A 13,842-nucleotide genomic window follows, 5' to 3' on the forward strand; every position below is an offset into this window, starting at 1 on the left:
AATCGAAATTGGAGCAACTGTGAGCGCCACAGACAGCAACACTAGTAAAATTCGTATCGATAAATGGCTTTGGGCTGCCCGTTTTTTTAAAACGCGCGCGGCAGCAAAAACGGCCATCGATGGCGGCAAGGTTCATTTCCAAGGTCAGCGTTGCAAAGTCAGCAAGACCGTAGATGTCGGCGATAAACTGACCATTCGCCAAGGTTTCGACGAAAAAACCGTGGTAATAACTGGGCTATCCGAACAACGACGTGGGGCACCAGAAGCTCGACTACTCTACGAAGAAACACCAGAAAGTATTAAACAGCGGATCGATAAAGCGGAAACTCGCCGCATTATTAATGCCGCCGGCATGGCACCCGACCACAAACCCAACAAAAAAGAGCGACGAGATATCAGTCGCTTTAAGCAAAGACAGGATTACTAAACATGAGCCATCCTTCCGGCAGCGCCGATTTATTGCAACGCTTTAGCTTTGATAGCACCGATATTCGCGGTGAAATCACGCATTTGCACAGCAGCTATCAAGATGTACTCAAGCGCCACCAGTACCCGCCTCTCATTGCCACCGCCGTGGGCGAACTCATGGCGGCAACCGCCCTACTGAGCGCTAACCTAAAATTTGCTGGGCGCCTGACCTTACAAATACGCCTTGCGGGTAATGTGTCACTACTGCAAGCGGAAACCAACGAACAGGGGCAACTGCGAGCCATCGCTCGTTATGACGAAGATGCTGCCGCCACCGAACTCCAGCTAGAAAATGGCCAATTCATTATCACCATAGAGCCAGAACAAGGGCAGCGCTATCAAGGTATTACCGCCATCGAAGGTGGCAATATTGCTAGTACGCTAGAAGAATACTTCGTGCAATCCGAACAACTCGACAGTCGCTTTTGGCTGGTTTGCAAAGACGGCATTGCTGCCGGTTTTATGCTGCAAAAAATGCCCGGAACAGACAGTCATGATACCGATGCTTGGGATCGAATTGGCCATCTAGCGAGCACGATAAAGGATGAAGAGTTGCTGCATCTAGACAACGCAACGCTATTGCATCGCCTGTATCACGAAGAACAAGTGCGACTCTACCCCGAATCGACACTGTCGTTCTTCTGCACCTGCTCAAAGCCACGCACAGCTAATGCACTGCATCAATTAGGCTATGCCGAACTGGACGAAATACTCAAAGAAGCTGGCAAAATTTCGATTACTTGTGAGTTTTGTCAGCAGGCTTATGCCTTTGAACGCCCTGAAATTGAAGAGATGTTCCCTGAAAGACATCCTCATTGACATACAAAGTCTAATAAAATCAGTAACTTCCAACGCATAGACTGATTAATGAACAGGGGGCTTAGCGTGAGTCAGATTTTCTGGCATAATTGCGGGCCTTCGATTCTAGATTTGCCCTTGTACCCTCAGGGCAACATATAGAGATTACTGCGTGCGGCCATAAGCCACACCCGATTAATGAGGACCCCTCTGGGCACCGATATGACGACTGTTTACACCGACTTATCCACACCATTTTTGGTAGAACAAGCGATTCTGCGTGGCGAAGGCCAATTGCAGGACAATGGCGCACTGGTTGTAGAAACTGGTGCTCGTACTGGCCGCTCGCCAATGGACCGCTACATAGTTGAAGAGCCGAGCAGCAAAGACGCCATCGACTGGGGCAACATCAACCGCCCATTCGACGCCGACAAGTTCGACGCCCTTTGGGAGCGAGTGGAAGAGTATCTGTCGCAGCACGACAGCTTCGTTTCTCATGTCCATGTAGGTTCTGATTCACAACATTACCTGCCAGTTAAAATGACCACTCAGACTGCTTGGCAGAACCTGTTTGGCCGCAACTTGTTCATCCGCCCAGAAAGCTACAATAGCTCTTCTAAAGAAGAGTGGCAGATTTTGAACGTGGCTGGTTTTGAATGTGTACCTGAGCGTGACGGCACCAACTCTGACGGTTGTGTGATCCTCAACTTCGCTCAACGCAAAGTATTATTAGCTGGCATGCGTTACGCCGGTGAAATGAAAAAAGCCATGTTCTCTGTACAAAACTTCCTGTTGCCAGAAAAAGACGTGCTACCAATGCACTGCTCTGCCAACGTAGGTGACGACGGCGACACTTGCTTGTTCTTCGGTTTGTCAGGTACTGGTAAAACCACCCTATCTGCTGACCCAGAGCGTTACCTAATTGGTGACGACGAGCACGGCTGGGGCAAAGGCACAGTATTCAACATCGAAGGTGGCTGCTACGCAAAAACCATCGACTTGTCTCAGAAAAACGAACCCATCATTTGGAACGCGATCAAGTTTGGCGCCATCGTTGAAAACGTCGTAATCAACGAAGCTCGTACTGCCGATTACACCGATGTCAGCCTGACTGAAAACGGTCGTTGTGCGTACCCACTTGAGCACGTAGAAAAGCGCGTTGCAGAAAACAAAGGTGGCGAGCCAAAAGCGGTTATCTTCTTAACTTGCGATATGACAGGTGTTCTTCCTCCAGTGTCAGTACTGACCAAAGAACAAGCGGCTTATCACTTCCTAAGTGGTTACACAGCCCTTGTTGGTTCTACTGAAATGGGTGGATCTAAAGGCCTTAAGTCGACCTTCTCTACTTGTTTCGGCGCACCATTCTTCCCACGTCCAGCGGGTGAATACGCTGAATTGTTGATGAAGCGTGTTACTGAATTCGACTCACAAGTGTACCTAGTAAACACCGGCTGGACTGGTGGTGCTAACGGCGCAGGCGGCGAGCGTTTCTCTATCCCAACCACTCGTGCCGTGATCAGTGCTATTCAAACTGGCGCGTTACGCGATGCGGAAACTGAGACTCTTCCAGTGTTCGGCTTGAACGTACCTAAAGCCGTTAGTGGTGTAGACACTCACCTGTTGAACCCAATCAATGCTTGGGGCGACGAAGCAAAATGGACTGAAGCGGCAAAAGGTTTGGCAGCTCAGTTCACTGCAAACTTTAAGAAATACGATGTATCTGATGCCATCGTAGCTGCAGGTCCTTCAGCAGAATAATTTGCTGCTAAGCCTGTAAAAAAGCCCCGCCATGCGGGGCTTTTTTGTGGGTGAAAGATCTGTAGGAGCGACTCAACGAACGCTTTTTGTTCGTAGTCGCGACGCTATTTCACCCCATTGTTCGTCACTGCTCGCTGGCGCTCTCGGAGTAACTCCTACAAAGGAACAGTGACGACCGCCGCAAATCACCTATAACAAGCCCACCCCATTTTTCGCTATACTCCCTCCACGTTTTTTCGCTTTAGAGAGTGTTATGAGTCACGCAGATATTGGTCAACGCATCGCTACTGAACTAGGTATTCGTCCACAGCAAGTTACTGCCGCTGTGGCTTTGTTAGATGAAGGCGCAACCGTGCCGTTTATTTCTCGTTATCGTAAGGAAGTCACAGGTTCATTGGATGACACTCAGTTGCGTAATCTGGAAGAGCGTTTGCGCTATCTGCGCGAGATGGAAGATCGCCGTATCTCTATCCTCAAAAGCATTGAAGAACAGGGCAAGTTAACGCCAGAGTTAGCGCGTGAAATCGACAGCGCCGATACTAAGACCCGTCTTGAAGATTTATACCTGCCCTACAAACAAAAGCGCCGTACAAAAGGCCAGATTGCAATCGAAGCCGGACTACAGCCGCTTGCCGATGGCGTGTTCGAAAACCCGAATCTTGATCCAGAAGCCGAAGCAGCGAAATACATCGACGCCGAGAAAGGCGTTGCCGATGCCAAAGCGGCGTTAGATGGCGCTAAGTACATTCTAATGGAACGCTTTGCTGAGAACGCGAATTTACTGGCTTCTTTACGCCAGTTTATGCAGCAAGAAGCGACTCTATCGGTACGTATGGTGCCGGGCAAAGAACAAGAAGGCGCTAAGTTCGCCGATTATTTTGAACATGACGAAGCGCTTAAAAACGTACCGAGCCATCGTGCTCTCGCTATTTTACGCGGGCGCAATGAAGGCGTTTTAACCTTCAGCCTAGTGACTGGTGACCCCGAAGACAAACTCGCCGCCAGCCCGTGTGAAGCCATGATTGCCGATCATGTTGGTGTAAAAAACCAAGGTCGTGCCGCCGATAAGTGGCTATCGGAAGTGGTGAAATGGACATGGCGCATCAAGCTGCTCACGCATTTAGAAACCGAGTTAGTAGGCAACCTGCGTGAACGTGCCGAAGAAGCCGCAATCAAAGTGTTCGCCGACAACCTGAAAGACTTACTTTTGGCTGCTCCAGCCGGGGCAAAAACCACCATTGGCCTCGACCCTGGTATGCGCACCGGCGTTAAAGTTGCGGTGGTTGATGCCACCGGTAAAGTATTGGACCACTGTGCGATTTACCCAACGCCGCCGCAAAATAAAATTGCTGAATCCGGTGCCATCCTGCTGGCATTGATCCAAAAGCATAATGTTGAATTAATCGCGATTGGTAACGGTACCGCCAGCCGCGAGACCGATAAGTTTGTCGGCGATATGCTCAAGCAAGCAGGCTTAAAAAACGTACAGAAAATTATGGTGAACGAAGCTGGCGCATCGGTTTATTCCGCTTCTGAACTCGCATCAAAAGAGTTCCCAGACTTAGACGTCACGATTCGGGGTGCCGTATCGATTGCTCGACGTCTACAAGATCCATTAGCGGAGCTGGTGAAAATCGAGCCTAAGTCGATTGGGGTCGGCCAATATCAGCACGATGTGAACCAAAGCCAACTGGCACGTACACTAGACGCCGTAATCGAAGACTGTGTGAACTCAGTCGGTGTGGATTTGAATACCGCATCGGTGCCGCTGCTGACTCGCGTGTCCGGTTTAAATAGCACCTTAGCCAGTAACATCATCGCTTTCCGCGATGCCAATGGCGCCTTTAATAGCCGTAGCGATCTGAAAAAAGTCCCACGCCTAGGCGAAAAGACCTTTGAACTGGCCGCTGGCTTCTTACGCATAATGAATGGTAAAAACCCGCTCGATGCTTCGGCGGTTCACCCTGAGTCTTACCCGCTGGTGAAAAATATCGCGCATAAATTCTCCCGCGATGTCAGCAGCTTGATTGGCGATGGCAGCTTCTTAAAGTCAGTGAATGCCGCTGAGTTCGCGACCGAAAGCGCTGGTGTAATCACCATTCAAGATATTCTTAACGAGCTAGAAAAACCGGGCCGTGACCCACGCCCAGAATTCAAGTTCGCGCAGTATCAAGACGGCGTTGAAACCCTCAATGATCTAAAGCCAAACATGGTGCTTGAAGGCGTTATTACCAACGTTGCCGCTTTTGGTGCCTTCGTCGATATCGGCGTACACCAAGACGGCCTCGTGCATATCTCTGCGCTGTCGGATACGTTCGTCAAAGACCCTCGTGATGTGGTCAAAGCCGGTGATATCGTCAAAGTGAAGGTGATGGAAGTGGATATTCCGCGCAAGCGTATCGGCTTGTCCATGCGCATGAGCGACGACGCTACAGAAAAAGCCAACGAAAAAACACCGGGCGAGCGTCAAGGGCAACGCAATCCGCGCGGCCAACAAAGCCATAAGCAATCCACCAGCTTTGCTGATAAAAACAGCAACGGCCAAGGTGCGATGGCAGGGGCCTTAGCGGCGGCTTTCGCCAAAGCGAAGAAGTAATCTAAAACGAACTGTTCCTGCCATGGGTTAATAGACTTCATGGCAGGCGCAATTATCGCTTACGTGTACAACCGCCTTTCCCTATAATCGCCAAAACCTGATGCATTCCCGAGGCGACTTTGGCGACCTACAACGACCTACTGGCTCAATTGAGTCTTCCTACAAATCTCCCACTTCTTACCCAGTTAAACCGAGGTATAGAAAAGGAAGGCTTGCGTGCATCCAATCAGGGAATCATCTCCCAAACGCCACATCCTAAAGGATTAGGCTCCGCACTAACGCATCCAAGCATCACCACGGATTATTCCGAGTCGCTGCTGGAATTTATTACCCCAGTCATGGCCAGTGCCCATGAAGCTCATGCTTACCTCGATGTAGCTCATCGTTTCGCCTACAGCCAAATGGATGCTGAAGTCATTTGGCCAAGTTCTATGCCGTGTATTCTGCAAGGCGAAATGAGCATTCCGATTGCGTATTACGGTAGTTCGAATCTCGGCCAGCTCAAGCATGTTTATCGTCATGGTTTATGGCACCGCTATGGTCGCACGATGCAATGCATTGCCGGTATCCATTACAACTTCTCATTACCGGAAGAATTATGGCAATTAATTGCCAAGGCGGAAGGCAAGGAAGCCAATCAGACCTACATATCAGCGGGTTACCTGCGCTTAATTCGTAACTTCCGGCGCTACTCTTGGTTGTTGATCTATTTGTTTGGTGCCTCGCCAGCCGTTTGCTCCAGCTTTTTAGCTGGTCGCAAACACACACTCGATACGCTCCATCAACACACCTTGTATGCGCCCTACGCCACGTCGTTGCGTATGAGCGACCTTGGCTACCAGAATAATGCGCAATCAGAACTGACCGTCTGTCACAACTCTTTAGCGCGCTATATCGAAACCTTAGGGGAAGCCATTTCCGTACCAGTTGCAGCGTATGAAGCGATTGGCATGCAAGATGAGACAGGCCAATACAAGCAGCTGAATACCAACTTGCTGCAAATCGAAAACGAATTTTACAGCGATGTACGTCCTAAACGTATTGGACCATCTGGAGAGAAACCGTTGGAGTCCCTGTCTCGAGCTGGAATTCAGTACATTGAAGTGCGCTGTACCGATGTGAATCCATTTATGCCGGTAGGTATTGATATTCCACATATGCAATTCATGGACGTGTTCTTAACATGGTGCGCCTTGCACGACAGCCCGAACATTAGCGATGCTGACTGTGCACAGCTAAAGGACAACCTGCAAAGCACGGTAATGGAAGGCCGACGTCCTGGGCTAATGCTAAAACGCGACAATACGGAAATATCTCTACAAGCATGGGGCATTGAATTAATCGATGACATGATGGCGTTAGCAGAGAAATTCGACCAAGCGCATAGCTACAATTTCCACTTGGATTCACTATACCAACAGCGCCTCAAGTTGGTGGATAGTAGCCGCACACCGTCAGCGCAGGTGCTGGCCGCTTTGATTGATACCGGTAAGGAATTTAGTGAACTAACCTTGGATCAAGCATTGCAGCATCGTAAGACTTTATCTGAACCTCTGGGCGTTACAGTGCGCCAGCAATGGACAGCCATGGCACAGGAATCATTGAGCAACCAGCGTGCACTTGAGGAAAACGATAACCTACCGTTTGAGCAATACCTAAAAGAGTATTTAAAGCGCGACTAAGTGATTAATTGCTCAAAAAAAAGCCGCTGCCATGAAAATGACAGCGGCTTTTTTATAGTTACAGTGCGACTTTAACTAGTTCTGCACGACAAAATTACTGAAATATAAGTCGTCGATATACGGCATACCCTCAAGCTGTTCCATCACCGCTCTCACCTCATCGAGTGCTAACTTGCGTAGCTGCTCTCGCCCTTGGGAACTATTCATAATCTCTGATTCTTGGGCACTAAACATCATCACTAAATTATTGCGAAGATAAGGTTTGTGCTCACTCACTTTGCCCGCCGCCTCAGCGCTGGATACCTTTAACGCTACTTCCGTACGCAAATATTTCATCCGTCCCGTGCTGCCATAATTCACCACAAATGCAGGCTCCATGTAGATATACCGCGTTTGCGGTCCTGCAGCCTCCCCCTCGCCTTCTGCCGCATCTACTGCCGCATCTTCGGCCCAAGCCAGTGGCGACATCATTGCCGCGATAGTTAAGCCACACCACAACCATACAGCACGCCAATTCATGCATATCTCCTGTTATTTGTCTGCGAGCCGAGGAACCCTTCCTCTCTCTCCAAGTCTGTATTTAGCTTAGACCAGATAACCGCCTATGAAAGTCACAACAAACGCTGTGATACACTGCGGCAATAATTCATTTTGTACGTTTGGAGTACACCAAGACATGACGTCCTCTTCGACCCAAACAGGCTTATTGCCATTACACCCAACACTGCTGAGCATTGGTTATCTCGTAGGTTTTTTATCCTGCGTTGGTTTACTGGCAGCGGCTTACTACTTTGAATACGTACTCTATTTGGACCCTTGCCCTTTGTGCATCATGCAGCGCATTGCCACTCTGGCGATTGGTTTAGGCTGCTTAGCGGCGTTTTTTACCCGTAACGGCAAGATTTCACACCTGATCGCCTTAGTCTTTATTTTAGCCTCTGCCATCTTTGGTACGTGGGTGGCGGATCACCATGTTTGGATTCAAGGGTTGCCTGCCGATCAAGTTCCTTCGTGCGGAACCAGTTTGGAATACATGATAGAAACTCTCCCTCTCAATGAGCTCATCACGACGATGCTGCGGGGCAATGGCAGTTGTGCCGACGTCGTTTGGAGTTTTTGGGGCTTGAGCATGCCCGAGTGGACCCGCATTTGGTTTTTCGGTTTTGTCGTTGCTGCAGTAGTCGCCTTAGCGAGCACATTAAAGCGTCGCTGAGACACTTTAAGCCACGAATTCCGCCGGAGCCGCATCGTATGCGCCTCCGGTTCACATCAACACAAGCACAACACCCCCAAATTTCAAGCAAAAAAACTGAAAAAAGCTGCTTGCGCCAGCCATTTTAGCGCGCCTATAGTGTCTTCAAACAAAGATGATAATCGTGCCAATCTGCCGATTGTGAGAAAAAGACATTTAAGGGGAAAACCATGTTAGAAGAATGCAAATCAGCTAAGGAACGTTGGGGCGGAGTTCATCAGTTAATTGATAACTGGCTAAATTCTCGTCAATCACTGATCGTTGTGTTCTGCAACTTATCAGCCAGCAAACCGCTATCAAACGAAGAACCACTAGGTACGACCATTCAGAATTTTTGCGAAATGATGATGGACTACTGCTCTGCAGGGCATTTTGAAATCTACGAACAACTCATCAACGAAGCAAAAGAATACGATGATGGTGGCTTAGATCTAGCCAACAAGTTGGTTCCACGCCTTGATGCGCTCACTACCCAGTGCGTTGATTTTAACGATACCTACGACAAACATTGCAGCCTAGAACAGCTCGGAAAGCTTTCCGAAGACCTGTCCGCGATGGGCGAAAACCTGGAAGAACGTTTCCAGCTTGAAGATCAGCTTATTGAGCGTCTGCATAATATTCACCGTGAACTCGTGACCGAATAAGCCAAACGTCACATCGGCGTCTACACTGTAAAGATTATCTAACCATGATAGATAGCGGTGCTTGATAGCACCGTCTTCTTTCAGTGAACCGATCACGGACGAAACGCCATGTTGTTCCCGCAAAATCGACATCTTCTCAATCGCCTCTTGATCACCGCATTGGCGACAGTAGCACTCAGTGGCTGCGACGACGCGACACCTCCAAGTAATACAACCGATGTCACCGCTCAAGGCGCATATTCAATCGCATTGTCGCACGACGGCAGTAGCGCAACTGTCGGTAGCATTCATCATGGTGGAAGCTTATGGACACTGAATCCTGCCGAGCGTATTTTCGATTGGAATCATCGCCCAGACGGCTACAGCAACATTACCAGTAGCGCCTTTGCGCCCAACGACGACTTTGTCGCAACGACCGATACTCGCACCATCGTTCTATGGCAGCGCCAAAGTGGTGAAGCGGTGTGGTTTTGGAATGCACCAGGCGACATTGAAGATATCGCGCTTTCCGCTGGCGGGGAACTTGCGTTGTTAGGCATGGCGGATTACACCGCCACCCTATTCGATATTCAAAATGGCGGTATTCGGAAACGGCTAACCCATGAAGGGATCGTCTACGATGTCAGCATGAGTGCCGACGGATTAATCGCAGCGACGGCTAGTGGAGACCTGACCGCAGGCATCTGGAACTTACAAAGCGGTAAACGCTTACAAGTGCTTAGCCATAAAAATCAGGTACGTACTGCAGAAATATCGCCTAGCGGAAAACTGGTATTTACCTCATCGATGGGAGAAAGCGGACGAGTGTGGGATGCCGCAAGTGGTAAGTTATTGTACGAACTGCCGGGCGGACGTGGACATTTCAGTGCTGCACGCTTTAGCACCGACGAAAAAACGCTGCTAACAGGCAATACCTCAGGTCAAATCCAATTGTGGAATTTAACCGATGGAACCCTGAAACAAACGTGGCGAGCCAGCGCTAGAGATAAATGGATTAGCAGCAATGTTCAGGTCGAAGACGTTGCCTTCGCCGCAGATCATTGGCTGGCAGCAGGTGCCAATGGACGCATTTATCACCTGCGATAACGTTTCTTAACGCGTCGCCGCATCAACGCTTTTTACGCGATCATCCATAAGATGCTGCACATTTTTAGCGTCATCAATCAACTTACCGATCTGAGCGGGGTTCACCGTCATAGGTAAAGGAACAATCGAACTTGCCCCGGTACTCGTCTTAGTATCGGCAGCAGGCGCCTCAGGAGCTGCAACAGGGCGCAATACGTTAGCGGCAGTGTCAACGCTCACCTCTATCGCCGTCGTACCCTTAGGAGGCGTGTCACCGAAATGCCAAGTACCTTTAGCATCCTGCCATTTATAAAAAGTTTGGCGAGTGTCATTTGTCGATAATATATCTGGGCTAAAACTGGGCAGAATGTCGCCAGTGCTAGAACTTCCAACACTCGGTACAACGCCCGTTTGCTGCATGATGTAGGGAGTAGCCATTGCTAACCCAAGTAAACCGATAATAAAAATAATAAATTGAATGCGCATGCCGCCTTCCTTGGAATTTCTTTATATTCGTCAACTCAGCGAATTATAGCTTATGCTTAGTGTAAGTCTGTAAAAGTCTAACAAGGAAACCCTGTGAGTCAGACAGCAATGCCCGAAGAAATCAAAAGCACCACTCGTGTTGTCGGCTACGCTCGGCCGATTCGCGTATTGGTTGCCAATGCCAAAGGCGGCTGTGGCAAAACAACACTCGCAACTAATTTGGCCAGCTACTTTGCCCGCCAAGGCGAAGTCACGACGCTGCTCGACTACGATCCCCAAGGGTCATCAACGGAATGGCTAAAAGCCCGTGGCAGCAATCTCCCCATCATCAACGGGATTGCCGCCTATCGCGAGCGTAATGGTGGTGCAGGAACTCTGAGTTGGCGCTTAAGAGTGCCGCTATCGACTCAGCGCGTGGTGATTGACACTCCTGCCGGACTGCATGGTAATGAACTCTCCGATTTAATTGCCCATACCGATATTTTATTGATTCCAGTTATTCCCTCTGCCATTGATATCCGCGCAGCAACTGAGTTTATTCGCGACGTCTTGCTGTCTCAGTCGTATCGTAAACAACCTAAACCCATAGCCGTGATAGCAAACCGCGTAAAACGCAACACTCTGGTATACGGCAAGCTCGAAGTATTTTTAAAAAGCTTGGGAATTCCCTTTATCGCCACATTGCGCGATACCCAGTTTTACGTACGCGCCAGTGAACATGGCTTTGGCTTAATTGATTTCGATCGCCAACACGAAAAAGATTTAGAAGAATGGGTGCCATTAATGAGGTGGCTAAACAACACCATTAGTAAAGTCAATGCAGAAAAATCAACACAGCGCTGACATGATCGACCCAAAAACTCGGATGGCTCAACTTAGGAGATCTACAAGAATTAGACTTTATTAGCCTCAAATGAGTGAGTTCGCACAACTTCTCCTAGACTAAAAGTACTATGAGGAGCCACTAATGATAAAAACCTTCCCCCACGCAACGCCATTCACCGCTAAGCCTTGGCGACTAACCACAATCAGATCCAAGAAAATATTGGCCAGTCTTCTTTCTAACGAGTGTTTCATTGCTAGCTCTTATTGGCTGCCAACCACCGGAACAGACGAATCAATCGCCAATAGGCGATACGCCCAACGTTGATATCGGTGCTTGGGGAAATACCGAACCCAGCAGCTTTACTTTAGCCGCGCAGCAAGATGTATTAGAACAACTGCCACTGGCCGATCAACAAGATTTTAAAGATGCTAATCGTGGGTTAATTGCAAGCTTATCGCCACTAAAGACCGCCTCACTTCGAGAGTCTGAAACCTTCGTATGGGATAGACCTGCTTATGACTTTATAAAAGGTGATGCACCAAACTCAGTTAATCCAAGTCTATGGCGACAAGCCAAGCTCAATAATATTAACGGACTGTTTGAAGTAACGAACGGCGTTTACCAACTACGCGGTTTCGACTTATCGAATATGACCCTCATTCGCGGTAAAAACGGTTGGATTATTGTTGATCCACTCACGGCCAAAGAAACTGCCGCGACCGCATTTCAGTTTGCTATGCAGCAATTTGCCGCGCGTGGTGATAACGAACAGCGCATCAGTGCCATCATTTTTACCCACAGTCATATTGACCACTTCGGTGGCGTACTCGGCATTCTCAGCGCCGACGACATTCAGCGCCTAAATATACCGGTAGTGGCACCACTAGGTTTTATGGAAGAGGCCACAAGCGAAAATATGATCGCGGGCACGGCCATGAGCCGCCGAGCCGTATTTATGTACGGTAAAAACCTTCCACGTAATGAACGGGGTCATGTTGATTCTGGTTTAGGCAAAGGCCCAGCCTTTGGTGAATTCAGCATTGTCGCGCCTAACACCCTAGTTGGAAAAACAGTAACTGAACTCACGTTAGACGGCGTCAATTTTCAGTTTCAATACACCCCCGAATCGGAAGCACCGGCAGAATTCACTTTTTACTTACCACAATTAAAGGCTTTCTGTGGTGGAGAGGTGGTATCTCGCAACATGCACAATCTCTATACACTGCGCGGCGCAAAAGTGCGTGACGCATTAAAGTGGAGTGGCTATATCGAAGAAATGCGTCAGCTATACGACGGAGCCGACATCTACTTTGCCAGTCATCATTGGCCGATGTGGGGGCGCGATCGTATTCAAGAGTTTCTCAAACAACAGCGTGATACCTACAAATACATTCATGATCAAACCGTACGCCTGATGAATAAAGGTAAAACGCCCGATGATATAGCAGAAGAATTACAATTACCCGAATCCCTAGCTCAAGCGTTTTCCAGCCGTGGCTATTACGGTACGGTTAAGCACAATGCTCGCGCAGTATACCAAGGCTATTTGGGTTGGTATGACGCCAATCCTGCACATTTAGATCCACTGCCCAATATTGAACGCTCCAAAGGCTATGTTGCCCTTGCAGGCGGAGCCGACAAACTAATTGCAGAAGCACGCCGCGCGATGGACAAAGGTAATTATCGTTGGGCGAGCGAATTATTAAACCATCTGGTTTTTGCCCAACCGGACAACGCCCTAGCAAAAGAATTACTCGCCGCTAATTATGACCAGTTAGGTTATCAAGCTGAATCTGGCCCTTGGCGAGACGTATATTTAACCGGTGCACTAGAACTGCGTCATGGCACACCAGAAAAAGGCATTAATATCGCCACGATGAAAGATATGCTTCTACTGACTCCTATTGAGAACTTTTTCGATAGCATGGCCGTGCGCTTAAAAGCCGAAGATGCTACAGACAAAGACTGGCGCATAAGACTGCACTTTACTGATTTGAAAGAAACCTACCTACTTTGGCTAGAAAACTCGGTATTGCATCACGCCAAAGAAACCAATAGCGAAAGTGACGTTAATGCCACGCTCAATCTTACCCATCCCTTATTTGCCAGTATGTTAACCGGAGAGGCAGGTCTAAAAGACACGCTATTTTCTGATGATTTATCGGTAGATGGCAGTCGTATTGATTTAGTGCGATTTTTCTCGTTATTTGAAAAACCAGCGACATCATTTGCAATCGTAACGCCGGAATAAATTCGGAAAAAGCAGT

13 protein-coding genes are annotated in these 13,842 nt (G+C 48.7%); 10 read left to right on the forward strand and 3 right to left on the reverse strand.

From position 1 onward, the window contains the following. Positions 1-19: 19 nt before the first annotated feature. The 5 genes from hslR (at position 20) to gshA (ending at position 7,302) form a co-directional block, all read left to right on the forward strand. The gene (gene hslR, locus TOL_RS17540) at positions 20-427 is read left to right on the forward strand and encodes a ribosome-associated heat shock protein Hsp15 (RefSeq protein ID WP_025266568.1); all 408 of its coding nucleotides are present in this window, start codon (positions 20-22) and stop codon (positions 425-427) included. Positions 428-429: 2 nt separating this feature from the next. Further along, the gene (hslO, locus tag TOL_RS17545) at positions 430-1,287 is read left to right on the forward strand and encodes an Hsp33 family molecular chaperone HslO (RefSeq protein WP_015488717.1); all 858 of its coding nucleotides are present in this window, start codon (positions 430-432) and stop codon (positions 1,285-1,287) included. 201 nt (positions 1,288-1,488) lie between these two features. After that, positions 1,489-3,024 carry a phosphoenolpyruvate carboxykinase gene (locus TOL_RS17550; protein ID WP_015488718.1) on the forward strand — a complete coding sequence of 512 codons (1,536 nt, stop codon included), beginning with the start codon at positions 1,489-1,491 and terminating at the stop codon, positions 3,022-3,024. Positions 3,025-3,277: 253 nt separating this feature from the next. Next, a complete protein-coding gene (locus TOL_RS17555; protein WP_015488719.1) occupies positions 3,278-5,620 on the forward strand; it encodes a Tex family protein in 2,343 nt (780 codons plus the stop codon). 119 nt (positions 5,621-5,739) lie between these two features. Then, on the forward strand, positions 5,740-7,302 hold the full coding sequence (gene gshA / locus TOL_RS17560; protein WP_015488720.1) for a glutamate--cysteine ligase: 1,563 nt from the start codon (positions 5,740-5,742) through the stop codon (positions 7,300-7,302). Between the two features lie 75 nt (positions 7,303-7,377). Here the strand turns inward: gshA and TOL_RS17565 are convergent, their stop codons facing one another. Continuing rightward, positions 7,378-7,821, reverse strand: a complete 444-nt coding sequence (locus TOL_RS17565; protein WP_015488721.1) for a flagellar basal body-associated FliL family protein — start codon at positions 7,819-7,821, stop codon at positions 7,378-7,380. A 157-nt stretch (positions 7,822-7,978) separates the two neighbouring features. Here TOL_RS17565 and TOL_RS17570 point away from each other — a divergent pair, with 157 nt between their 5' ends. The 3 genes from TOL_RS17570 to TOL_RS17580 all read left to right on the forward strand — a co-directional run bounded on the left by TOL_RS17570 (position 7,979) and on the right by TOL_RS17580 (position 10,284). Beyond that, complete coding sequence (locus TOL_RS17570; RefSeq protein ID WP_015488723.1) at positions 7,979-8,515, forward strand: disulfide bond formation protein B; 537 nt, start codon at positions 7,979-7,981, stop codon at positions 8,513-8,515. Between the two features lie 209 nt (positions 8,516-8,724). Then, complete coding sequence (rsd, locus tag TOL_RS17575; protein ID WP_015488724.1) at positions 8,725-9,198, forward strand: sigma D regulator; 474 nt, start codon at positions 8,725-8,727, stop codon at positions 9,196-9,198. A gap of 108 nt (positions 9,199-9,306) precedes the next feature. Next, complete coding sequence (locus TOL_RS17580; protein ID WP_015488725.1) at positions 9,307-10,284, forward strand: WD40 repeat domain-containing protein; 978 nt, start codon at positions 9,307-9,309, stop codon at positions 10,282-10,284. Between the two features lie 6 nt (positions 10,285-10,290). Here TOL_RS17580 and TOL_RS17585 read toward each other — a convergent pair whose 3' ends face one another. Then, positions 10,291-10,749, reverse strand: a complete 459-nt coding sequence (locus TOL_RS17585; RefSeq protein WP_015488726.1) for a DUF4124 domain-containing protein — start codon at positions 10,747-10,749, stop codon at positions 10,291-10,293. A 93-nt stretch (positions 10,750-10,842) separates the two neighbouring features. On the opposite strand from TOL_RS17585, the gene TOL_RS17590 reads away from it, so the two are divergent. Beyond that, a complete protein-coding gene (locus tag TOL_RS17590; RefSeq protein ID WP_231847996.1) occupies positions 10,843-11,592 on the forward strand; it encodes a ParA family protein in 750 nt (249 codons plus the stop codon). A 108-nt stretch (positions 11,593-11,700) separates the two neighbouring features. On the opposite strand, the gene TOL_RS19455 is transcribed toward TOL_RS17590, so the two are convergent. Then, positions 11,701-11,826 carry a hypothetical protein gene (locus TOL_RS19455; protein WP_269450296.1) on the reverse strand — a complete coding sequence of 42 codons (126 nt, stop codon included), beginning with the start codon at positions 11,824-11,826 and terminating at the stop codon, positions 11,701-11,703. On the opposite strand from TOL_RS19455, the gene TOL_RS17595 reads away from it, so the two are divergent. Then, positions 11,826-13,826 (forward strand): alkyl/aryl-sulfatase, encoded by a 2,001-nt coding sequence (locus tag TOL_RS17595; RefSeq protein WP_015488729.1) that lies wholly within the window; start codon positions 11,826-11,828, stop codon positions 13,824-13,826. The two genes, TOL_RS19455 and TOL_RS17595, sit on opposite strands and share 1 nt — an antisense overlap. The last annotated feature ends 16 nt before the right edge of the window (positions 13,827-13,842 follow it).

This window comes from Thalassolituus oleivorans MIL-1, assembly GCF_000355675.1.
GTDB lineage: Bacteria > Pseudomonadota > Gammaproteobacteria > Pseudomonadales > Oceanobacteraceae > Thalassolituus > Thalassolituus oleivorans.